The following is a 21,347-nucleotide window of genomic DNA, read 5'->3' on the forward strand; positions in this document are numbered from 1 at the left end:
GAAGGAGAAAACTATGGCCGATCCCGTTCGACCGCCCAGGATGCAAACGCCCCATGAGGGAGGGCCGACTGGCAGCACCCGGAAGATGGCGTTCGAAATGCCAATCGGAAATGATCCGGCATCGGTGCGCAAGCGGATCGAGGCGATGGAGCATTTGCTGGAGCGCAGCTTCACCATTCCCGGGGTCAACTACCCTGTTGGGCTCGATTCGATCGTCGGACTGGTGCCGGTGGTCGGCGATCTGGTGACTGCCGCCATGGGCGCCTATCTCGTGTGGGAAGCACGGAATATCGGCCTGCCGAAATGGAAACTGTGGCGGATGGCGGGCAACGTCGCGTTCGATACCGCCGTCGGAGCGATCCCGATCGCAGGCGATGCGTTCGACCTTCTGTTCCGGTCCAACACCCGCAACCTTCGGATCGTCAAGCGCCACCTGGACAAGCACCATCCTTCCAGCCGGGTCATCGACAGCTAGATATTCTGCGGTTTTCGCCGCGTTGTCATTGGCCGGTTTCAATCGCCTCGGCTTTTGGCCTATAGGTCGAGGCCATGGCGCGCGATGTAACCTACACCTCCTATCTCGACCTTGACCGGATCCTGTCGGCGCAGCATCCCGCGTCCGCCGCGCATGACGAGATGCTGTTCATCATCGTCCACCAGGCGAGTGAGCTGTGGCTGAAATTGTGCCTCCACGAACTGCAGGCGGCGCGCGACCATATCGCGGATGACGATTTGCGGCCCGCCTTCAAGATGCTGTCCCGCGTTGCCCGCGCGCAGAACCAGCTGATCAGCAGCTGGGACGTGCTCAGCACCATGACTCCGCATGATTATTCCGTGCTGCGCCCGCATCTGGGGACATCGTCAGGCTTCCAGTCTGCACAATACCGGCTGATGGAATTCCTGCTGGGCGGGCGCAATCCCGACATGGTGACCATGCACGAAGCGACGCCCGAAGTGGCGGCGATGCTGCGCGCGGAAATGGACCGGCCGAGCGTTTACGACGAGGCCGTCCGCCTGTTGGCGCGCCGCGGCTTCGCGATTTCCGAACCCGTCCTGGACCGCGATGTATCCGGGCAATGGAGCGCCTCAGCTGAAGTCGAGGCCGCATGGGCTGAAGTCTATCGCCATCCGAACAAGCACTGGGATTTGTATGAACTGGCGGAAAAGCTGGTCGACCTGGAATACCATTTCCAGCGCTGGCGGTTCGGGCACTTGAAGACCGTGGAGCGGATCATCGGTTTCAAGCGCGGTACCGGCGGCACGGCAGGCGTGGCCTATCTGGAAGGCGTGCTGAAACAGGTGTTCTTCCCCGAACTGCTTTCCGTCCGGACGGCGATATGAGCAGCTGGAAATCCGCCCGGAGGATCTGGGATATCTCCCAGACCTTGCGCCCCGGACTGCCGGTTTGGCCCGGGGATACCGAGTTCGGCATCGAACGCACCTGGGACATGGCGGCGGGATCGCCGGTCAATGTCGCACGGATGGTGATGAGCACGCATTCCGGCACGCATGGCGACGCACCGCTGCATTACGGCAACGATGCCGCGGACATCGCTTCGGTGGAACTCGACCCCTATATCGGCGAGTGCCTGGTGGTCGATGCGCGCGGCGTTTCGGGCATGATCGGCGTCGGTGATCTGCCCGCCATCCTCAGCGCGGACCGGGTGCTGTTCAGGACCTATGACGCGTTTCCCCATGACGGCTGGCGCGAGGATTTTACCGCCATATCTGCCGAGGCGATCCGCTGGCTCGCGGCGCAGGGGGTGAAGCTGATCGGCACCGATGCGCCATCGGTGGATCCGCAGAACTCCAAGTCGATCGAGGCCCACAAGGCGGTGCTGGACGAAGACATGCGCATTCTCGAAGGGCTTGTGCTGGATGATGTCCCGGCGGGCCGGTACGAGCTGATTGCCCTGCCGCTCAAGATTGCGGGCGGAGATGCGGGGCTGTGCCGCGCGATTCTGCGGGAGCTGGCGGAATGACTTTGGAGGACGCTCGCCGGCTCGATGCCGCCGACCCGCTGCGGGATTATCGCGAACGCTTCGACCTGCCGGAAGGGGTTGTCTACCTCGACGGCAATTCGCTGGGCGCGCTGCCTAAGGATACGCCCGCACGGCTGGAACAGGTCGTGCGCGGCGAATGGGGCAATGGGCTGATCCGTAGCTGGAATGATGCCGACTGGATTACCTTGCCGCAGCGCGTCGGGGCCAAGATAGCTCCGTTGATCGGGGCGGAAGCGGACGAAGTCATCGTTTGCGACAGCGTGTCGGTCAACCTGTTCAAGCTGATCGGCGCGGCGCTCAACATGCGCCCGGGTCGCAAAGTGATACTTTCCGAACCGGGCAATTTCCCCACCGACCTGTACATGATCGCCGGGCTGGAGGCGCAGGGTCTGGCGGAGCGGCGACTGGCCGCACCCGGCGATCTCGAGGCTGCGCTGGACGGCGATGTGGCGCTGCTGATGCTGACCCATGTTCACTACAAGGCCGGCCGCACGCATGACATGGTCAGGCTGACACGGGCCGCGCAGGATGCGGGCGCGCTGGTGCTGTGGGACCTGTCGCATAGCGGCGGCGCGGTGCCGGTCGATCTGGCGGCCTGCAACGCCGATTTCGCGGTCGGTTGCGGGTATAAATATCTCAACGGCGGCCCAGGCGCGCCAGCCTATGCTTACGTCGCCAAGCGGCACCATGCGGCGCTGTCGCAGCCCCTGACCGGATGGATGGGCCACGCGGCCCCATTTGCCTTTACTGATGATTACGCCCCCGCGCCGGGCGCTTCGCGCTTGCTGGCCGGCACACCGGGAATTCTCGGGATTGCCGCGCTGGAGGTCGGAGTCGACCTGATCGCCGAAATCGGCATCAACCGGCTCGCGGCAAAATCACGCGCGCTAAGCGAGTTTTTCCGGAAGTGCGCGGCGGAGAAATTGCCCGATCTGGAACTCGTCAGCCCGCTGGACCCACTGGCACGCGGCAGCCAATTGTCCTTCCGCCACACGCAAGCAAACGCGATCTGCCAGGCGCTGATTGCGCGCGGGATCATCGGCGATTTCCGCGATCCCGATATCCTGAGGTTCGGCTTCGCCCCCGCCTATGTATCGTTCGAGGATGTGTTCCTTGCGGCGGAAGGTCTGGCTGACATCATTTCTACCCGTGCATGGGACAAGCCGGAGTTCCAGCAACGCGCGGCAGTGACTTGAAGTGAGCGGTTAAGGCCGATTGCTATCGGGTGACTAAGGCCGCGCGCCCTTACGCTGAGCAGCGAGGCACGTCGAAGGTGACACGCGCTATCCAGCCTCTTCCATTCGCATTCGAGGTCGCATCACTCACGGCATCATACGTCACATCAGGGCGTGCGCGTAAGACGAATGTGCGTGTTCCGTTGGTCACATTGTCTGAAACCAGTGTCCAACCCCCATCTAGTCGCCTTACGTCACCAATGAACAGGGCAAATTCTGCAGCGAAGTCTTTGGCATCTTCATCCCCCTTCACAGTTAGTAGGATGTCTTGCGTTCGAACTTCGCAGTGGACCGGTGCCGGAGGTAGTGCATCCAAGAGTCAGTCTCCCCAAAACCATTATCGGCGTGATCTCAAATGCTTGCAGCTTTGATCAAGCTCCGCAATGGAATAGATCCCTCAAGCCTCCAGTTCGATATCCCAATAGAGCCAATCCCGCCAGGTCTCGTGGAGGAAGTTGGGCGGGAAGGCCTTGCCGCGTTGCTGCAGCTGCCAGTTGGTCGGGCGGATCGGCTTTACCAGGATCGGCATGTGAGCCTGTTGCGGTGTCCGCCCGCCTTTTTTCATGTTGCACGGCGCGCAGGCGGCGACGATGTTTTCCCAGCTGGTCCGACCGCCGAGCCGGCGCGGGATCACGTGGTCAAAGGTCAGATGGTGGTTGTCGCCGCAATATTGGCAGGTGAACCGGTCGCGCAGGAACACGTTGAACCGGGTGAAGGCCGGAAATTCGCTCGGTTTCACATATTGCTTGAGCGCGATGACCGAGGGGATCTTCATGTCCAGCGAAGGCGAGTGGACTTCCCGGTCATAGCTGGCGACCACATCCACCCGGTCGAGGAAAATCGCCTTGATCGCCGTCTGCCACGGCCACAGGCTGAGCGGATAATAGGACAGCGGCGTGTAATCCGCGTTGAGCACGAGCGCCGGGCAGCCCGCGACATTCCGTGTCGGATCTTCTGCGGCACTGCGAAAACGGGCCGCTCGCTCCATCAATTCGGCTTTGAACACGTCTTGTTCTACTCCCGATTTGTTGCATGGGAGCATTTGCGGCAAAAAGCGTCAACCCTGTGACACCGACCGAATCCCCAGAACTTTTTGCCGCAATAGTGTTTTGCCGGTGCCGGGGCATTCGCCTAGAGCAGGGCATCCGCCATGGTCACCACCCGTTTCGCCCCCAGCCCCAACGGCCCGCTCCACCTCGGCCATGCCTATTCGGCAATCGTGGCGCATGACCTCGCGCGCGCGGCAGGCGGGCGGTTCCTGCTGCGGGTGGAGGACATCGACGGTGTCCGCAGCAAGCCGGAACTGGCGGCGGAATTCCGCGCCGACCTGCAATGGCTGGGGCTGGAATGGACCGAAGTGCCCGCGCAATCCTCCCGCTTCGCCAGCTATGACGACGCTGCGCAGCGGCTCAAGGACATGGGACTGCTGTACTCCTGCAATTGCACCCGGGCCGACATTGCCGCTGCCGCCGTTGAGGCCGGACCGGAGGGGCCGGTGTATCCGGGAACCTGCCAGGGGAAAAACATCCCGGGCGAGGGCGCGGCGTGGCGGCTCGATATCACCCGGGCTTTGGCACGAACCGGCACGCTCCATTGGACGGACGATCTGGCGGGGCAGCAGCGCGCGGTGCCGGATCAGGCCGGCGATGTCGTGCTGCTGCGCAAGGACGCGCCCGCCAGCTACGACCTTGCCGCGACGCTCGACGATGCGCGCGACGGGGTCACGCTGGTGACCCGCGGACGAGACCTGTTCAGCGCCTCCCATATCCACCGGTTGCTGCAGGAATTGCTCGGCTTGCCCGTGCCGCGGTGGCATCACCACGCCCTGCTGGTGGATAAGAGCGGGACCAAGCTGGCCAAGCGGCGCGGATCGCCGTCGCTGGCGGACCGGCGGCTGGCAGGTGAGGACGGTCAGAAACTTGCGCAAGCGCTTCGGCAAAGTCGGTTTCCCGCTGGTATTTCGCTCGACCCGTCCTAAGTAGGCTGCATGCAAACATTCCTCATCATCGCGCTCGTAATCCTGTGCATCCTGGTAGTTGTTTCGCTGGTCCGCGGGATTGTCGCCTTTCTCAAGACGACCAAGATCGACCTGGAAAACGGAACGTCCGAAAACCTCATCGAAATGCAGACCATGCAGAACAAGATGATGTTCAACCGGATCAAGTATCAGGGCCTCGCCGTGTTGGTGGTCGCGATAATCCTCGCGTTCGCCCGCTGAGGCGGAAGCTCTCCGGTGGTCAAACTCAACAAGATCTACACCCGAACGGGTGATGACGGTTCGACCGGCCTGGTCGACGGTTCGCGCCAGGCGAAACACGCAGCGCGGATCGAGGCGATCGGTGCGGTCGACGAGGCCAACAGCGCGATCGGGCTCGCAGCCGTAGCGCTGGCGAACACCGGTCACGCCCAGTCGCTGTTTCGTATCCAGAACGACATGTTCGACCTCGGGGCCGACCTGGCGACACCGCTGGGCGAAGTTGGCGGGAAGGACTTCGAGCCTTCGCCTATGGTCCTTCGGGTCGTTCCGGCGCAGGCGGAATGGATTGAACACGCCATCGACACGCTGAACGAGCGGCTTGAACCCCTGACTAGTTTTGTCCTTCCCGGCGGATCGGAAGCGGCCGCCCGGGTGCATATTGCGCGGGCCACTGTTCGGTCTGCCGAACGGCGGGTGACCGCGCTTGCCGCCGCCGAACCGGTTAATCCGGCGGCGCTTGCCTACATCAACCGCCTGTCCGATTACCTGTTCGTGCTCGCACGGATCGCCAACGATGACGGCGCGGCGGACGTCAAGTGGATCCCCGGCGCCAACCGCTGAGGCCTGCTTCGATTTGCAGTGCACGGCAATGGCGCAGGGCTAGGCAGGTCGCCATCCACCGGCTAACAGACGCCTTTGCTGCAACTGCGAAGGGATCGACGGGATGCAAAAGATTGCTGTAATCGGCGCGGGCCAGATGGGTTCGGGCATTGCCCAGACGATTGCTCAGCACGGCATGGACGTGCTGCTTTCCGACCGTGAGTTATCCATCTCCGAAAAGGCCAAGGCAGGCATCGAACAGGCGCTCGGCCGGCTGGTCGGGAAGGGCAAGATCGAAATTGCCGATGCGGAAGCCGCGCTCGCCAGAATTACGCCCATCGCCGATTACGCACCGATGGCCGACGCTGATCTGATTATCGAGGCAGCGACCGAGAACGAGGCGATCAAACAGGCGATCTTCGGTGAAGCGGGTAAGGTGCTTGGCCCGGACGCGATCATGGCCAGCAACACCAGTTCGATACCGATCACCCGGATGGCCAATTTCGCGCCCGATCCGGCACGCTTCATCGGATTGCATTTCTTCAATCCCGTACCGGTTATGGGGCTGATCGAGATCATCCCCGGCCTCGCCACCAGCGCCGAGACCACCGCACGCACCCGGGCATTTGCGGAAAGCCTGGGCAAGCAGGTGGTGGAAGTGCAGGACGAGCCGGGCTTCGTGGTGAACCGCATCCTGATCCCGATGCTCAACGAAGCAGCGTTCGTGCTGGGGCAGGGAACCGCCAGCATCGAAGATATCGACAAGGGTTGCCGGATCGGCCTCAATCATCCGATGGGGCCCTTGGCGCTGGCGGATTTCGTCGGTCTCGACACGGTTCTCGATATTGTTCGAATCCTGCAGGCGACCACCGGGGATGCAAAATACCGGCCTGCGCCGTTGCTGGTCAAATATGTCGAGGCGGGCTGGCTCGGCCGGAAGACCGGCCGCGGATTCTATGACTACAGCGGCGAGGTGCCGGTTCCGACCCGCTAAGGTTCCGGCACCGGCAGGTTTCGTGGAACAGGCAACCTCCACCGGTGGTTGAACGGGTGAAGGAGTATTTTTCCATGACCGACCACGACAAGAGCGACGATAAGATCAAGACGCAGGAACAGCGGCAGGCAGATTTCGCGCCGGAAACGCATAACGACGAGCAGGACGATCATCGTTCGCAGGCTCAGGAGGTCGCCCAGCAGGCACGCGGTCGCGCCGATGCGGGCAGCCCGACGGAAAGTCGGAAGGACCCCAACACAAACGATCCCATGGGCGATTCGACCCAGGATATCATCGACCATATGCGCGACATGGAAAGCAGCGGCCGGATCGACATGGATGCGTTCAAGGGCGAACCCAACCATGATGACAATGTCGACGAACTGGGACCCGAGGGCAAACTCGACAACCTGCGCGGTGACGGTAACTAACTTCGATCCATAACCCGGATTACCGCAACACCCACAACGCCGCGATCAGGACTGCCGCGCCGATCGATACACTGTAAGCCAACCAACGCAGCTTGGGCAGGTCCGGTGTATCGACGGCGTGGGCGGAAAGCCGAGCAAAGGCACGGCAAGTTCGCCTTTCCGCGCTGATCGCCAAAACAATGGCCAAGGCAATGAACAGTGTGGCGATCGCCCGTGCGAGCCAAGGCGGTTCCAACTCACCGAACAGAGCCCGAAAGCCGAGACCTATGCCGATCGCGGCGAAAGCGGTGCGCATCCACCCTGCGAAGGTCCGTTCGAGCGCCAGGATCGTACGATCCTCGGCCCAGTCCGTACGGTGGTCTGCCAGTTCTTCGTTCTTGTTATTGGGTGTGCTCCGGTCGGCTTCACCCCGGTCGTGGTCGTCAGAGGGATCTGGGTCTTTTCGCGAGTCACTCATTCTAGATGTACATAACGACATCGCCTTGTTCTTCAACACCTTCGCCCGGTGGGGTTGGAATGATATCCGGCGTAGGTTCGAATCCATGAGTGTCGTCAATCAATTCGTCATCCGGCAGGAATTCAGCTTCCAGTTCCTCATCCGGAGTTAATTCGCCGCCGGTATCGGCATCGAGAACTGGCCGGTCATCGGGCTGCGCCAAGGCCGCTGCATCGGCTTCGTATTGGCTTTTGGACCGGGTCAATTCATCCGCTGCGTCGAGCAAGACGCCCGGATCATCCTCGTCGCCAATCAGGCTGACGGCGCCGAACGCCGCCAGGAAGACGAAAATCAGGGCACCCCAGCGGTTCATGAACATGTATCCACGCATCCCGTACCCTTAGCGGTTTAGCGTTAAGGTTCTCTTTCGGTCGTCAGCCGCTTCAGTGAATAAAGCATTTCCAATGCTTCGCGCGGGCTCAGTGCATCGACGTCCAGCAAATCCAGTTGCTGGCGCACTGGATCAACGCGCTCGTCATGAACCGCACTGGCGGCAGCGGCGAACAAAGGCAGGTCACCCAGCCCGGCGGCAATTCCGCCCGTTTCGGACCGTGCCTGCTCCAGCCGGTCAAGGACCGAACGGGCGCGCGTGACCACTGCCTTGGGAACTCCGGCCAGTTTGGCGACAGCGAGCCCGTAACTGCGGTCCGCAGGACCATCCGCCAACTCGTGGAGCAACACGAGTTCGCCGCGCCATTCCCGCGCGCGGACATGATGGAGCGACAGGGCCTCGCAGCTTTCGGCAAGTCGGGAGAGTTCGTGATAGTGGGTGGCGAAAAGGCACCGCGATTTATTTCCGCTATGCACCGCCTCGACCACCGCCCACGCCAACGCGAGTCCGTCATAGGTCGAAGTCCCGCGCCCGACCTCGTCGAGGACTACGAAGCTGCGCTCGCCTGCCTGCGCCAGGATGGCGGCCGTTTCGACCATCTCGACCATGAACGTCGACCGCCCGCGTGCGAGATTGTCGGACGCGCCGACCCGGCTGAACAATTTGTCGACCAGTCCGATCGTGGCGCGGTCGGCTGGGACATAGCCGCCCGCTTGCGCCAGCACGACGATCAGCGCATTCTGGCGCAGGAAGGTCGATTTGCCGCCCATGTTCGGCCCGCCAATCAGCCACAGCCGGTCGTCCGGCGAAAGGACGCAGTCGTTGGCGACAAACCGTTCGCCCGATCCGGTTCTGGCTCCGGATTTGCCACCCGAACTCGTCAATGCGGCTTCGACCACCGGGTGGCGTCCCGCCTCGATGGCGAGCGAGTTGTCGTCTGTAATCTGGGGACGGCACCAGCCGCCTTCGGCTGCACGCTCAGCCTGCCCCGCCGCCACGTCGATCCGGGCGAGTGCGGCAGCGGTGTCGGCGATCAGCAGCCGCGCTTCGACGACTCTGGCGGTCAGATCCTCGAAATGCGCTTCCTCGGCGGCCAGTGCATGGCCCCCCGCCTCCGCGATGCGGCCCGCTTCTTCATGCAGGCCAAGCGAATTGAACCGGACGGCCCCGGCCATGGTCTGGCGGTGGGTAAAACCGCTGTCGGCAGCCATCAGGATATCACCGTGCTTGGCAGGCACCTCGATGAAATAGCCGAGCACGCCGTTGTGCTTGATTTTCAGCGCGGCAATTCCGGTTTCGGCGCGGTAGCGGCCTTCCAGCGCAGCGATGGCGCGGCGGGCGTTACCGGAGATCTCGCGCAATTCGTCGAGCGCCGCGTCGTAACCTTGCGCAATGAAGCTCCCCTGCGAGCGCTCGGTCGGGGGAGACGGCACCAAAGCCCGCTGCAACAGATCGACTAGCGCGCCGTGCCCGCCCATGGCCGGCAGCAGCGCTTCGAGCAGGGCAGGGCGATCGGGCTTGGCGGACAGGAAATCGCGAATTCGCCGCGCTTCCGCAAGCCCGTCGCGAATTTGCCCGAGATCGCGCGGACTCCCGCGGCCCGCGACGATCCTGCCCAGCGCCCGCCCGATGTCGGGCAAGGCGCGCAGAACGCCGCGCAGGTCGGCGCGGAGCAAAGGGTCGTCGTGCAGCCAGTGGACCAGCGCCAGCCGCGCTTCGATGGCGCTGCGGTCCAGCAGCGGCGCGCCAAGGTCATCGGCTAGCTGCCGCGCGCCCGCGCCGGTCACGCAGCGATCGACCGCCGCGATCAGGCTTCCGGCGCGGCCGCCTTGCTGCGATGACAAGATTTCCAGGCTGCTTCGCGTCGCTTCGTCCATGGCCATGGTGGCGTGCCCGGTGCGCGCCACCGGCGGCTGCAGAAACGGCAGAGTGCCCCGCCCGACATGATCCAGGTAGGCCACCAGCCCGCCCGCCGCGGCCAGCATGGCGCGGGTGAAATTCCCGAACCCGTCGAGCGTTGCTACGCCGTGCAGTGATTTGAGGCGCGCCTCGCCCTCGTCGCTAGCGAAGTCATGCCGCGGCCGAGCGACGGCGGCCTCGGGCGCCGCGTCCCATTCCTCCGGCGCGACCAGCTCGCTAGCGCCCAATCGCGCGAGCGCGGCTCCGGCGCTTTCAGGGGTACATTCTTCCAGCTCCATCCGCCCGGTGGATATGTCGCACGCGGCAATGCCGATGGTGCCGCGCAGTTCGCACACGGCGGCCAGCACGTTGGCCCGGCGCGGCTCCAGCAGGGCTTCTTCGGTCAGGGTGCCAGCGGTTACGAAGCGAACGATTTCGCGCGCCACCAGCGCCTTGTACCCGCCGCGCTTCTTTGCTTCCTCCGGTGTCTCGACCTGTTCGGCGATCGCGACCCGGCATCCGGCCTTGATCAGGCGCGCCAGGTAACCTTCCGCGGCATGCACCGGAACGCCGCACATCGCGACCGGCTCGCCGTCATGCTCGCCGCGACTGGTGAGTGCGATATCGAGGATCGCGGCGGCCTGCCGCGCATCGTCGAAAAACAGTTCGAAGAAGTCTCCCATCCGGTAGAACAGCAGGCAACCTTCGGCCTCGCGCTTGAGCGCGAAATATTGCTGCATCATCGGTGTGGGGCCCTTGGCCCCGGTCGCCACCTTCGTACTCGCCATGCGCGGGGGCCTACGCGTAGTGCTGCCGATTCGGAAAGGCGGCGGGGGAAGCTTTCCCCTGACGCTTGGCACTATCCTTGGTAGCGACCCTCCGCTACGGACGGGGCGAAGCATTTCCCGAGCACCTGGAGGACTAATTTGGCCGACGAGAAGCAGACCGGTTTCACAGCACGTGAAGCCCTGTTCTACCATGAAACCATCCGTCCGGGTAAGATCGAGATCATCGCTTCCAAGCCGATGGCCACGCAGCGTGACCTCAGCCTCGCATACTCGCCCGGTGTCGCCGCCCCCGTGCAGGCGATCGCCGACGATCCGGCCAACGCCGCGAAGTATACCGCGCGGGCCAATCTGGTGGCGGTGATTTCGAACGGTACCGCCATTCTCGGCATGGGCAATCTGGGCGCGCTGGCGTCCAAGCCGGTGATGGAAGGCAAGGCCGTCCTGTTCAAGCGCTTCGCCGATGTCGATGCGATCGATATCGAACTCGATACCGAAGACCCCGAAGCGTTCATCAACGCGGTCGCGCTGATGGAACCGACCTTCGGCGGGATCAATCTCGAAGACATTGCAGCGCCCGAATGTTTCATCATCGAACAGGCCTTGCGCGACCGGATGAACATCCCTGTCATGCATGACGACCAGCACGGTACTGCGATCATTTCGGCAGCCGGATTGATCAACGCGTGCCACCTGACTGGCCGGGACCTCAAGGACGTGAAGATCGTCGTGAACGGCGCCGGCGCGGCGGCCCTGGCCTGCACCGCATTGATCAAATCCATCGGCGTGCCGCACGACAACGTGATCGTTTGCGACCGGTCCGGCCCGATTTACCCGGGCCGCGAGAATGTCGACCAGTGGAAGAGCGCCCATGCCGTAGACACCGCCGCGCGCACGTTGGAAGAAGCGCTGGACGGGGCGGATATCTTCCTCGGCCTGTCAGCCGCTGGCGCGCTGAAGCCCGAATGGGTCAAGAAGATGGCGGACCGTCCGATCATCTTTGCGATGGCCAACCCCGATCCGGAAATCACGCCTGACGATGCCAAGGCGGTCCGGCCCGATGCGATCATCGCGACCGGGCGCTCCGACTATCCCAACCAGGTCAACAACGTCCTTGGTTTCCCGTTCATCTTCCGCGGCGCGCTGGATGTCCAGGCGACCACGATCAACGAGGAAATGAAGGTCGCTGCGGCGCACGCGATTGCCGCGCTCGCCCGCCAGAGGGTCCCGGACGAAGTGGCTGCGGCCTACGGGATCAACCACAAATTCGGGACCGATTACATCATTCCCGCCCCGTTCGACCCGCGCCTGATGGAAGTCGTATCGGCCGCCGTTGCCAAGGCGGCGATGGATTCGGGGGTCGCCAAGGCCCCGATCGAGGATTTCGATGCTTACAAGCTCGCCTTGAAAGCACGCCTGAACCCGACGACCTCGGTCCTCACCAACAGCTACGACATCGCCCGCGCAAATCCGAAACGGGTGGTTTTTGCGGAGGCGGAAGAAGACGTCGTTCTGCGCGCCGCAATCCAGTTCCGCGATTTCGGCTATGGCACCCCAGTGCTGGTCGGTCGGACCAAGGCGGTTGCGGACAAACTGCACATGCTCGGCGCGGATAATCCCGGCGATTTCGAGATCCAGAACTCGGCCGATTGCGAGTTCGTCCCGGATATGGTCGAGTTTCTCTACAAGCGGTTGCAGCGCAGGGGCTACACCGAGCGCGATGTGCGCCGACTGGTCAATCAGGAACGCAACGTGTTCTCCGCCCTGCTGGTCGCGCTTGGACATGGCGATGCGATGATCACCGGGGTGACTCGAACATTCGCCCAGTCTGCCCGTGAAGTGAACCTGGTGCTCAACGCCAAGGAAGGTGCGTTGCCGTTCGGCATCCACATGATGATCGGCAAGAACCACACGACCTTCATGGCCGACACCACGATCAACGAGCGCCCCTCGGCGGAAGAATTGGCGCATATTGCCAAGGAAACCGCCGCCGTGGCCCGCCGGATGGGCCACGAACCGCGCGTCGCGTTCCTGTCCTATTCGACCTTCGGCAACCCCAGCGGCAAATGGCTCGACACCATCCGCGGTGCGGTGGCGATCCTCGACAAGGAAGACCCCGGTTTCGAATATGAAGGCGAGATCGCGCCCGATGCCGCGCTCAATCCCAAGGTGATGGCGCTTTATCCGTTCAGCCGCCTGTCGGCTCCGGCGAACGTGTTGGTGATGCCGGGCCTGCAGTCGGCCAACCTATCGGCCAAGCTGCTGCGCGAACTGGGCGGCGATGCCACCATCGGTCCGATGCTGATCGGGATGGAGAAGCCGGTCCAGATCGTCCCGATGACCGCGATCGCGCCCGATGTGCTGACGCTGGCGGTGCTCGCGGCGGCCGGCGTGGTCGGGTAGCGCCGGCTCAGGTCGCGGGGGCGGGGCGGGCCCGGGCCCGCGACGCGACCTGTTCGAACATTGCGTACAGGGCTGCCGGGGTAGTCCGCTCGATCGCGCCATCGGCAACCTCTTCCGGTGACCAGGTGATTGTCGGCATTTCATCGTCGAGCATTTGCCATTCGGGAAACATCCGCTCGCTGACGTCATTCGACAGGATCAGGCGGACTTCGCAATGGCGATTGTCATCGGCAATTCGCGCATAAAGCGCATCGATCTCGGCCTCGGGTCCTTCAATCAGCTGGATATAGAGATCATGGCGGCAAACCAGCGCACCGGTGATGTCGTCCCGAAGATTATTGCGGCGGGCTTCCACAAGGATGCCCGCCAACGTTGCACGATCGAACCCGAAAGGGCGCGAACAGTAGATCAATTGCTTCAATTCCGGAACCTCCAGAGACTTCTAGCGGGCAATGTTACCTGAGCCGGCAGCGTGTGGATAGTCACCGCAGCAGCGTGTTGTTCTACGGTTCTTTCCGCCGATACCGAAAATACCAGACTTCATGACCCTGTCGCCGGGCCTTTCTCTCGTAGCGGGTTTCCGTCCAGCCGCCGGGGCGGGTCTGGAAGTCTTTCGGGCCGCTAATCAGCCATTCGAACTGGTGCGTATGGCGGCGCATCACCATCAGGGCATGGCGCAGGTAGACCGGGTGGTCGGTGCCGAAACGGAATTCACCGCCAGGCTTCAGCTTGGCGGCGATCATGTCGAGAGGGCCGTCGTTCATCATCCGCCGCTTGGCGTGACGCGCCTTCTTCCACGGGTCGGGATGTAGCAGGTAGACGAAGGAGAGCGCGCCGTCCGGGACCCGGGCGAGCACTTCCAGCGCGTCACCCATATGCAGCCGGACGTTGGTCATGCCGAGATCACGGACGTGCCCCAGCGCGCCGACCATGCCGTTGACGAAGGGTTCCGCGCCGACAAAGGCGTGGTCGGGCAACATGTCGGCCCGCGCGGCCAGATGCTCCCCTGCGCCCATCCCGATTTCGAAGTGTAGCGGCACGTCGCGTCCGAACAGCGCGTCGGATGTGACCGGTCCTTCCTCCGGCACGCTCAAGGCGGGCAAAAGGGTATCGAGCAGTTCCTGCTGGCCCTGGCGCAGGGTGCGGCCCTGTGTACGCCCGTACAGGCGGTTCAAAGTGGTCGGATCACCCGGCTTATTCGCTGTCATGCGAGCGCAGCTAAAGAAAAACCGCTCCGAGGCAAGGCCTGGAGCGGTTTTGTGTTCGGAAGACTGATTTTTCAGAGAGGAATTCTCAGGCGGCTTCGGCCTTCGCGTCCGGATCGCGCAGCACATAGCCGCGGCCCCAGACGGTTTCGATGTAGTTTTCGCCGCCGCATGCGTGAGACAGTTTCTTGCGCAGCTTGCAGATGAACACGTCGATGATCTTCAGTTCCGGCTCGTCCATCCCGCCGTACAAATGGTTGAGGAACATTTCCTTGGTTAGCGTGGTCGCTTTGCGCAGGCTGAGCAGTTCCAGCATCGCATATTCCTTGCCGGTCAGGTGGACCCGGGCACCGTCGACTTCAACCGTTTTGGCATCGAGATTGACCGCGAGCTTGCCGGTGCGGATGACCGACTGCGAGTGGCCCTTGGAACGGCGGACCACGGCGTGGATGCGCGCGACCAGTTCTTCGCGGTGGAACGGCTTGGTGACGTAATCGTCAGCCCCGAAGCCGAAGCTGCGGATCTTGCTGTCCATTTCGGCAATGCCCGACAAGATCAGCACCGGCGTCTGCACCTTGGCAACGCGCAGCTTCTTGAGCACATCATAGCCATGCATGTCCGGCAGGTTGAGATCGAGCAGGATGATATCGTAATCATACAGCTTGCCGAGATCGAGGCCCTCTTCGCCCAGATCGGTAGAATAGACATTGAAGCCTTCCGTCGTCAGCATCAGCTCGATGGCCTTTGCCGTCGTCGGCTCGTCTTCGATCAGCAGTACACGCATGGGAAAGTCCCCCTAAACCCGAAATCCCTGGCCCCAGGCCGAATGGCCGGTAACCCCCTATCAAGAGGTATTGACCGATATTAACCACACAACTTCTGAACAGAAAAGGTTAATTAAGCGTAAACCAAGGTATTCCCGGAGAGAAAACAAATTTCGCAGCGCCTTGGGCAGGCCTCATCGCATCCCGGCCATCTTCTTCTGACGCCGCCGCTGGACGCTGCTGCCGATGCCCATGGCCTCCCGATATTTCGCTACTGTCCGCCGGGCAAGATCGAACCCCTCGGCCTTAAGGAGTTCGACCAATTTGTCGTCGGATAGGATTTTCCGGGGGTCCTCCGCATCGGTCAGGCCCTTGATCCGCGCCTTGACCGCTTCGGACGACGCGCCGCCTTCGCCATCCGCGTCCGCGCCCACGCCGCTGGTAAAGAAATATTTCAGCTCGAAAGTGCCGCGGTCGCAGTGGAGGTATTTGTTGCTGGTTACCCGGCTGACGGTACTTTCATGCATCTCGATGGCCTCGGCCACGGTCCGCAGCGTGAGCGGTCTCAGGTCCGACACCCCGCGCCGGAAGAAACCGTCCTGCTGCTTAACGATCTCGGCGGAAACTTTCAGGATGGTCTTCTGCCGCTGGTCGAGCGCCTTGATCAGCCAGTTCGCATCACCCAGGCGTTCCTGCAGCCAGGCCTTGGATTCCTTGTCGGTGCTGCCCTGGCGCAGTTCGAGGTAGTAATCGCGGTTGACCACCAGCCGCGGCAGGGTGGCTTCGTTGAGGGAGATTTTCCAACCGCCTGACTGATCCTGCTCGATCAGCACATCGGGTACGACCGCGGTGCCTTCGCTGGAACCGAATTGCAGGCCCGGGCGCGGATCGTAGGTCCTGAGTTCCGCCAGCATGTCGGAAAAGTCCTCATCGTCGACGTCGCACATTCGCCGCAATTGCTCGAACGCGCCCTTGGCTATCAGGTCGAGATTATCGATCAGCCGTGCCATGCAGGGATCGTAACGATCAGCTTCGCGCGCTTGCAGCGCCAGGCATTCCGCGAGGCTTCGCGCGCCAACCCCGGCGGGGTCGAGCGAGTGAACCACCGCAAGGGCGCGTTCGACTTCCGGCACCGGCACATCCAGTTCCAGCGCCACTTCGCGTTCGTTCATCGTCAGGTAGCCGGCATCGTCGATCTGGCCGATCAGGTACCGCGCCAAAAACTCCTCCCGCGCGTCCCCCGCAGCCGGGCCGACTTGCGCATTCAGATGATCCGCGAGGCTGATCGCGCCGCCGCCGCGTTCGTCAATCGAAGGGCCTTCCGCACCAATCGACTGGCTGCCCCCGCTGCCCCACTCACCGTCGCCGGTATCGCGGTCGCGGTCGAGCGTTTCGGCGGCGATGTCGAGCGGCCGGTCGGCTTCGCCGTTTCCCGCGGACATTAAGGTATCCGATGACGCGTCTTCTCGCGAACCTTCGGGAATTTCGTCCGGTTCGCCGCCCTCGCGGCTGACCTCGCCCGCTTCGAGTAGCGGGTTCGATTCGAGCGCCTCGCCAATGAACGTCTCGATTTCGAGATTGGATAGCGCAAGCAGCTTGATTGCCTGCTGCAACTGCGGGGTCATCACCAGCGATTGTGATTGCCGCAAGTCCAGGCGCGGGCCCAATGCCATTATTCAGGTTCCGACTGGGAAAGGCTCTGGAGGGGTGGCATAGGTCATGGCTGCAGGATCACAGGGTAAATCCTTCACCGAGATAGAGGCGGCGGACATTTTCATCGGCCACCAGGTCCTGCGGCGTACCGGCGAACAGCACCTGGCCGCCGTAAATGATACAGGCCCGGTCGACGATATCCAGCGTTTCCCGCACGTTATGATCGGTGATCAGCACCCCGATGCCGCGGTCCTTCAGGTCGATCACCAGGTCGCGGATGTCGCTGATCGACAGGGGATCAATCCCGGCAAACGGTTCGTCGAGCAGCATGATCGAAGGTTTCGCTGCCAGCGCGCGGGCGATTTCGCAGCGGCGGCGTTCCCCGCCCGACAGGGCCATGGCGGCTGAGCTGCGAAGCCTTTGCAGCCCGAATTCGTCCAGTAGCCGTTCGAGTTCGGCTGCTCGGGTATCCTTGTCCGGCTCGACCATTTCGAGCACGCAATTGATGTTCTGTTCGACTGTCATCCCGCGAAAGATGCTGGTTTCCTGAGGTAGATAACCGAGGCCCAGGATCGCCCGGCGATACATCGGCAGCTTGGTGACATCTTCGCCGTCCATCAGGATGCGGCCCGAATCGGGGCGGACCAATCCCATGATCGAATAGAAGCAGGTCGTCTTGCCCGCACCGTTGGGACCAAGCAGTCCGAGCACTTCCCCCTTGCCGACGGTCAGGGATATATCGGTCAGCACCGCCCGCTTGTCGTAGGATTTGGCGATCGACACGACTTCCAGCCCGCCTTGGGGAATTGGAGCGGATGCGGAAGCCGGGGTTTGCACGGCAGATGCGCCCGGAACCGGGGTTTCAGGGGCGTTTTCCGCCGCGTCACTGTTTTCCAAAATCGTCATTACCGACCCATGTAGCAGCGCAGCGCCGACAAAAAACCCCTTGGCGAAGAATTTTGGCAGGGTTTGTGCATGAACTCGAAAACGCCTGCGCGCTCGGGCGGTAGCACCCTTTGTTACAACAATGTTACCCGATTTGACTGTTATGCAAAGGTTTGAGATACTCGGTTCGGGATAAGAGGGTGAGGAAACATCTATGAGCCGAGCTTTTGACAAAGTCTCGCACGCGAAGAGCGTCGCCACCACGAGAAAATGTGACTGGCGCAGGGGCATGAGCAACAACGTGGCCTATGCGCTGCTGGTTTATACCGGATTGCAGATATTCGTGACGGTGGCCGCGATGGAGCGCGGTGCCGGGTCTATCCTTCCCTACTTCGCACTGGTGGTGCTCGTCGCCGCGATAATTCCCGCCTGCCGCTTCTTCGAACGCCGCTGGATCGGCCTGAGCGATGACGAGGCGGCCGACCGCTCGCTCGCCCCGGCCTATCGCCGCGATCAGTTGGGGCTATGGGCGCTGGCAATCGGGCTGCCGTTCGCATTGACTGCGCTGTTCAAGGCCATCGCCGCCGTCTGAATCCGGCAGGCTGCCCATTGGGGCCAGACGTTGCACGGGGCTCGGCCCTGCCCTAGGGCCGGGACATGCCCAAGACACCTGTGCTCCCATGATCGACCCCGTCACCGCGCAGGACCGCTGCGCCAAACTGCTTGACGCCGCCAAACGGCACGGGGCGACCAGAGCCGATGCGGTCGCCAGCGCGAGTTCTTCGGAGTCGGTCTCTGTCCGGTTGCGCAAGCTCGAAGATGTCGAACGGTCCGAGAGCGAAGAGATTTCCCTGCGCGTGTTCGTGGGGCGGCGATCCGCCTCGATCAGCACCAGTGATTTTTCCGCAGCCGCGTTCGAGGAACTAGCCGAGCGGGCTGCTGCCATGGCGGGCGCTGCGCCGGAAGATCCCTATGCCGGAATTGCGGAGCCCGAATTGCTCGCGCGCGCTCCATTCCCCGATCTCGAGCTCGAAGACACATCCGAACCCGGCCCCAGCAGCCTGCGCGCCATGGCCGAGGAAACCGAGGACGCGGCCCGCGCTGTCGGCGGTGTGACCAACAGCGAAGGTGGCAGCGCCAGCTTCGGACGTTCGGTCGCAGTACTGGTGACCAGCAGCGGTTTCGTTGGCGGGTACGGCGCAACCAGCCATTCGCTCAGCGCCAGTGTGATCGCGGGCGAGGGCGGGAACATGCAGCGCGATTATGCCTACCGGACCATGCGGTTCGCGGAGGACCTGCCGCCGCCTGCCGAAATCGGCCAGCGCGCCGGGACGAGAGCGGTTGCGCGGCTGGGGCCGGGCGGCCTCGCCAGCGGCCCGATGCCGGTGGTGTTCGACCCGAGAGTCGGGACAAGCCTGATCGGTCATCTGCTCGGCGCGATATCCGGCACCGCGATCGCCCGCGGGTCCAGTTTCCTGCTGGGCCGACTGGAGGATGAACTTTTCCCGCAGAACCTGCGCATTCTCGATAACCCGCATCGGCTGCGCGGCTTGCGTTCGCGGCCATTCGACGGCGAAGGACTGCCAACCTTGCCGCGGGCCCTGGTGGAGGGCGGCAAGCTGACCGGATGGCTGACCAATTTGTCGGCCGCGCGGCAGCTGGGCATTACCCCGACCGGCCACGCGGCGCGGGGCGGCAGCGGCGCGCCCGGCATATCGGCGACCAATGTCCATCTCGAGGCGGGGACTGCCAGCCGGGCTGACCTGATTGCCGACATAACCGAGGGCGTGCTGGTGACGGAGCTTTCAGGGCAAGGCGTCAACCCGGTCACGGGCGATTACAGCCGCGGTGCTTCGGGTTTCCGGATCGTCAATGGCGAAGTGGCCGGTCCGGTGGCGGAATTCACCATTGCCGGGAACCTTCTGTCCATGATGGCCGCTCTGACGGCAGCGGATGACCTTGAAATGCACCGCGCGATAAATGTGCCGACCCTAAGGGTCGACGGGATGGTGGTAGCAGGGGAATAGCCATGACGAGAATGTTGCGAATCGTGGCCGCCGCCGTGCTGTTCCTCGTCCTGCCGCTGGCCGCGCCAGCCGCTGCACTGATCCCGAGCGCGGCGGAAACTGCAGCCGTCACGGCCGCACCGGAACAGCAGATTGCGAGTACCGCTGAAGCGGGTTCAGACGAGCGGATTGCAGCGCGCATCACGGACATTTTCAACCAGTTGCCGTCCATGTCACAGGTGGATGTGACGGTCAGCGAAGGGGTTGTGTCGCTGACCGGTTTCGCTCCTGATGCCGCTGCGATCGAACGCGCCGAGACGATTGCAAACCGGGTCGACGGGGTGGTGACCGTTGAAAACGAGCTTGAGCGCGATGTATCCGTCGATGCCAATCTCGGTGCATTGGGCAGCCTGTCGGACAAGTTCGACGGGTTTGTAGCTATGCTTCCGCTGATCGCCGCGGCGTTCGCTGTCGCGCTGGTGATCGGCCTTGTTGGCTATCTCATCGCCGGACTTGGTGCCGTGTGGCGCCGGATCGCCCCGAACAGCTTCCTTGCCGATCTGATCGCGACCGCCATCCGGTTCGTGTTCGTGGTGGGCGGGCTGGTCATCGCGCTGGACATGATCGGCGCGGGTGCGCTGCTTGGCGCGGTTCTGGGCGGTGCCGGGGTGATCGGGATCGCGCTCGGATTTGCGATGCGCGACACGATCGAGAACTACGTCGCGTCGCTGATGATGTCGCTGCGCCAACCGTTTCGCGCCAATGACCACGTGGTGATCGACGATCTGGAAGGCCGGATCATCCGCCTGACCAGCCGGGCGACCATCATGATGACGATGGACGGCAACCATTTGCGCATCCCCAATTCCTCCGTATTCAAGGCGGTGATCCTGAATTACACGCGTAACCCCCAGCGCCGGTTTGAATTCGAACTGGGTATCGATGCGGAAGACGATGCCGGCGAGGCCCGGCGTCTCGGGGTGGACGTGCTGCGCCAACAGAGCTTTGTCCTTGGCAATCCGCCTCCCTTCGCTTCGGTGGATCGAGTGGGCGATTCCAATATCGTCATCCGGTTTTTCGGCTGGATCGACCAGGAGAAAACCGACTGGCTGAAAGCCCGCAGCGAAGCGATACCCGCGGTGAAGGACGCGTTGGAAGCGTCGGGCTTTGCACTGCCGGAACCGATTTATCGCCTGCGTTTCGATGCCGGGGCCCCGCTTCCCATCGGCTCCGCTGAAATCGTCGAAACGACCGGCGAGCCAGAACAACCGGCGCTACCGGCCACTTTCGCGCCGAAACGCAAGAAAGCACCGCGGCCAAAGGCGGCAGCGGAAGGCGGAGCCGCCGATGTCTCGCCGGATAACGAAGTTGAGCAGATGGTCGATGCCGAGCGGTCGTCGGGTTCTACCGATCAGGACCTGCTCGATTCGAACCGGCCCGTCGAATAGGGCCGGGGTACG

General features: G+C 62.9%; 22 protein-coding genes. 13 read left to right on the forward strand and 9 right to left on the reverse strand.

The genetic code is table 11. The features are described from left to right. Positions 1-97: 97 nt before the first annotated feature. The 4 genes from GRI65_RS09765 (at position 98) to kynU (ending at position 3,199) form a co-directional block, all read left to right on the forward strand. Positions 98-475 carry a DUF4112 domain-containing protein gene (locus GRI65_RS09765; protein WP_232844031.1) on the forward strand — a complete coding sequence of 126 codons (378 nt, stop codon included), beginning with the start codon at positions 98-100 and terminating at the stop codon, positions 473-475. A gap of 74 nt (positions 476-549) precedes the next feature. After that, on the forward strand, positions 550-1,341 hold the full coding sequence (locus tag GRI65_RS09770) for a tryptophan 2,3-dioxygenase (protein ID WP_160756303.1): 792 nt from the start codon (positions 550-552) through the stop codon (positions 1,339-1,341). Next, positions 1,338-1,982, forward strand: coding sequence for an arylformamidase (kynB, locus tag GRI65_RS09775; protein WP_160756304.1), 645 nt, complete (start codon positions 1,338-1,340; stop codon positions 1,980-1,982). Before GRI65_RS09770 ends, kynB begins: the two co-directional genes overlap by 4 nt. Beyond that, complete coding sequence (gene kynU, locus GRI65_RS09780; protein ID WP_160756305.1) at positions 1,979-3,199, forward strand: kynureninase; 1,221 nt, start codon at positions 1,979-1,981, stop codon at positions 3,197-3,199. Before kynB ends, kynU begins: the two co-directional genes overlap by 4 nt. Positions 3,200-3,635: 436 nt before the next feature. Here kynU and GRI65_RS09785 read toward each other — a convergent pair whose 3' ends face one another. Continuing rightward, positions 3,636-4,244, reverse strand: coding sequence for an HNH endonuclease (locus tag GRI65_RS09785; protein ID WP_160756306.1), 609 nt, complete (start codon positions 4,242-4,244; stop codon positions 3,636-3,638). Positions 4,245-4,388: 144 nt separating this feature from the next. On the opposite strand from GRI65_RS09785, the gene gluQRS reads away from it, so the two are divergent. From gluQRS to GRI65_RS09810, 5 genes are all read left to right on the forward strand, one after another. Then, entirely contained in the window at positions 4,389-5,216 is an 828-nt protein-coding gene (gluQRS, locus tag GRI65_RS09790) for a tRNA glutamyl-Q(34) synthetase GluQRS (RefSeq protein WP_160756307.1), read from the forward strand. 9 nt (positions 5,217-5,225) lie between these two features. Then, positions 5,226-5,456: an HIG1 domain-containing protein gene (locus tag GRI65_RS09795; RefSeq protein ID WP_160756308.1), complete on the forward strand. Its 231-nt coding sequence runs from the start codon at positions 5,226-5,228 to the stop codon at positions 5,454-5,456. 15 nt (positions 5,457-5,471) lie between these two features. Next, positions 5,472-6,056: a cob(I)yrinic acid a,c-diamide adenosyltransferase gene (locus tag GRI65_RS09800; RefSeq protein WP_160756309.1), complete on the forward strand. Its 585-nt coding sequence runs from the start codon at positions 5,472-5,474 to the stop codon at positions 6,054-6,056. 103 nt (positions 6,057-6,159) lie between these two features. Then, complete coding sequence (locus GRI65_RS09805) at positions 6,160-7,029, forward strand: 3-hydroxyacyl-CoA dehydrogenase family protein (protein WP_160756310.1); 870 nt, start codon at positions 6,160-6,162, stop codon at positions 7,027-7,029. A gap of 74 nt (positions 7,030-7,103) precedes the next feature. Further along, positions 7,104-7,460, forward strand: a complete 357-nt coding sequence (locus GRI65_RS09810) for a hypothetical protein (protein ID WP_160756311.1) — start codon at positions 7,104-7,106, stop codon at positions 7,458-7,460. A 19-nt stretch (positions 7,461-7,479) separates the two neighbouring features. On the opposite strand, the gene GRI65_RS09815 is transcribed toward GRI65_RS09810, so the two are convergent. The 3 genes from GRI65_RS09815 to mutS are packed head-to-tail and all read right to left on the reverse strand — an operon-like array spanning position 7,480 to position 10,974. Next, positions 7,480-7,917 carry a YidH family protein gene (locus tag GRI65_RS09815; RefSeq protein WP_160756312.1) on the reverse strand — a complete coding sequence of 146 codons (438 nt, stop codon included), beginning with the start codon at positions 7,915-7,917 and terminating at the stop codon, positions 7,480-7,482. A gap of 1 nt (position 7,918) precedes the next feature. Next, positions 7,919-8,269, reverse strand: a complete 351-nt coding sequence (locus GRI65_RS09820; RefSeq protein ID WP_160756313.1) for a hypothetical protein — start codon at positions 8,267-8,269, stop codon at positions 7,919-7,921. A gap of 41 nt (positions 8,270-8,310) precedes the next feature. Then, the gene (mutS, locus tag GRI65_RS09825; RefSeq protein ID WP_456298124.1) at positions 8,311-10,974 is read right to left on the reverse strand and encodes a DNA mismatch repair protein MutS; all 2,664 of its coding nucleotides are present in this window, start codon (positions 10,972-10,974) and stop codon (positions 8,311-8,313) included. Between the two features lie 138 nt (positions 10,975-11,112). Between mutS and GRI65_RS09830 the strand changes: the two genes are divergently transcribed. After that, entirely contained in the window at positions 11,113-13,374 is a 2,262-nt protein-coding gene (locus tag GRI65_RS09830) for an NADP-dependent malic enzyme (RefSeq protein WP_160756314.1), read from the forward strand. Positions 13,375-13,381: 7 nt separating this feature from the next. Here the strand turns inward: GRI65_RS09830 and GRI65_RS09835 are convergent, their stop codons facing one another. The 5 genes from GRI65_RS09835 to lptB form a co-directional block, all read right to left on the reverse strand. Then, positions 13,382-13,795 (reverse strand): BLUF domain-containing protein, encoded by a 414-nt coding sequence (locus GRI65_RS09835; RefSeq protein WP_160756315.1) that lies wholly within the window; start codon positions 13,793-13,795, stop codon positions 13,382-13,384. An 82-nt stretch (positions 13,796-13,877) separates the two neighbouring features. After that, positions 13,878-14,582, reverse strand: coding sequence for a tRNA (guanine(46)-N(7))-methyltransferase TrmB (gene trmB / locus GRI65_RS09840; protein ID WP_160756316.1), 705 nt, complete (start codon positions 14,580-14,582; stop codon positions 13,878-13,880). 85 nt (positions 14,583-14,667) lie between these two features. Further along, positions 14,668-15,363 (reverse strand): response regulator transcription factor CtrA, encoded by a 696-nt coding sequence (gene ctrA / locus GRI65_RS09845; RefSeq protein WP_160756317.1) that lies wholly within the window; start codon positions 15,361-15,363, stop codon positions 14,668-14,670. Between the two features lie 174 nt (positions 15,364-15,537). Further along, entirely contained in the window at positions 15,538-17,016 is a 1,479-nt protein-coding gene (gene rpoN, locus GRI65_RS09850) for an RNA polymerase factor sigma-54 (protein ID WP_160756318.1), read from the reverse strand. Positions 17,017-17,074: 58 nt separating this feature from the next. Continuing rightward, positions 17,075-17,902 carry an LPS export ABC transporter ATP-binding protein gene (gene lptB / locus GRI65_RS09855; protein ID WP_232844032.1) on the reverse strand — a complete coding sequence of 276 codons (828 nt, stop codon included), beginning with the start codon at positions 17,900-17,902 and terminating at the stop codon, positions 17,075-17,077. Positions 17,903-18,095: 193 nt separating this feature from the next. Here lptB and GRI65_RS09860 point away from each other — a divergent pair, with 193 nt between their 5' ends. The 3 genes from GRI65_RS09860 (at position 18,096) to GRI65_RS09870 (ending at position 21,335) form a co-directional block, all read left to right on the forward strand. Then, complete coding sequence (locus tag GRI65_RS09860; RefSeq protein ID WP_160756319.1) at positions 18,096-18,473, forward strand: hypothetical protein; 378 nt, start codon at positions 18,096-18,098, stop codon at positions 18,471-18,473. Between the two features lie 88 nt (positions 18,474-18,561). Next, the gene (locus GRI65_RS09865; RefSeq protein WP_160756320.1) at positions 18,562-19,908 is read left to right on the forward strand and encodes a TldD/PmbA family protein; all 1,347 of its coding nucleotides are present in this window, start codon (positions 18,562-18,564) and stop codon (positions 19,906-19,908) included. A gap of 2 nt (positions 19,909-19,910) precedes the next feature. Then, positions 19,911-21,335 (forward strand): mechanosensitive ion channel family protein, encoded by a 1,425-nt coding sequence (locus tag GRI65_RS09870; protein ID WP_332872632.1) that lies wholly within the window; start codon positions 19,911-19,913, stop codon positions 21,333-21,335. Positions 21,336-21,347 lie beyond the last annotated feature (12 nt).

Origin of the sequence: Allopontixanthobacter sediminis (assembly GCF_009828115.1) — a bacterium.
Lineage (GTDB): Bacteria > Pseudomonadota > Alphaproteobacteria > Sphingomonadales > Sphingomonadaceae > Allopontixanthobacter > Allopontixanthobacter sediminis.

Bases quoted from the DNA above. Each gene is read 5' to 3' on its own strand.
- kynU (WP_160756305.1), top strand. From the start codon at position 1,979: ATGACTTTGGAGGACGCTCGCCGGCTCGATGCCGCCGACCCGCTGCGG.
- GRI65_RS09860 (WP_160756319.1), top strand. From the start codon at position 18,096: ATGAGCCGAGCTTTTGACAAAGTCTCGCACGCGAAGAGCGTCGCCACC.
- gluQRS (WP_160756307.1), top strand. From the start codon at position 4,389: ATGGTCACCACCCGTTTCGCCCCCAGCCCCAACGGCCCGCTCCACCTC.
- GRI65_RS09770 (WP_160756303.1), top strand. From the start codon at position 550: ATGGCGCGCGATGTAACCTACACCTCCTATCTCGACCTTGACCGGATC.
- lptB (WP_232844032.1), bottom strand. From the start codon at position 17,902: ATGACGATTTTGGAAAACAGTGACGCGGCGGAAAACGCCCCTGAAACC.
- trmB (WP_160756316.1), bottom strand. From the start codon at position 14,582: ATGACAGCGAATAAGCCGGGTGATCCGACCACTTTGAACCGCCTGTAC.
- GRI65_RS09820 (WP_160756313.1), bottom strand. From the start codon at position 8,269: ATGAACCGCTGGGGTGCCCTGATTTTCGTCTTCCTGGCGGCGTTCGGC.
- GRI65_RS09795 (WP_160756308.1), top strand. From the start codon at position 5,226: ATGCAAACATTCCTCATCATCGCGCTCGTAATCCTGTGCATCCTGGTA.
- GRI65_RS09810 (WP_160756311.1), top strand. From the start codon at position 7,104: ATGACCGACCACGACAAGAGCGACGATAAGATCAAGACGCAGGAACAG.
- GRI65_RS09805 (WP_160756310.1), top strand. From the start codon at position 6,160: ATGCAAAAGATTGCTGTAATCGGCGCGGGCCAGATGGGTTCGGGCATT.
- ctrA (WP_160756317.1), bottom strand. From the start codon at position 15,363: ATGCGTGTACTGCTGATCGAAGACGAGCCGACGACGGCAAAGGCCATC.
- GRI65_RS09815 (WP_160756312.1), bottom strand. From the start codon at position 7,917: ATGAGTGACTCGCGAAAAGACCCAGATCCCTCTGACGACCACGACCGG.
- GRI65_RS09865 (WP_160756320.1), top strand. From the start codon at position 18,562: ATGATCGACCCCGTCACCGCGCAGGACCGCTGCGCCAAACTGCTTGAC.
- mutS (WP_456298124.1), bottom strand. From the start codon at position 10,974: ATGGCGAGTACGAAGGTGGCGACCGGGGCCAAGGGCCCCACACCGATG.
- kynB (WP_160756304.1), top strand. From the start codon at position 1,338: ATGAGCAGCTGGAAATCCGCCCGGAGGATCTGGGATATCTCCCAGACC.
- GRI65_RS09765 (WP_232844031.1), top strand. From the start codon at position 98: ATGCCAATCGGAAATGATCCGGCATCGGTGCGCAAGCGGATCGAGGCG.
- GRI65_RS09870 (WP_332872632.1), top strand. From the start codon at position 19,911: ATGACGAGAATGTTGCGAATCGTGGCCGCCGCCGTGCTGTTCCTCGTC.
- rpoN (WP_160756318.1), bottom strand. From the start codon at position 17,016: ATGGCATTGGGCCCGCGCCTGGACTTGCGGCAATCACAATCGCTGGTG.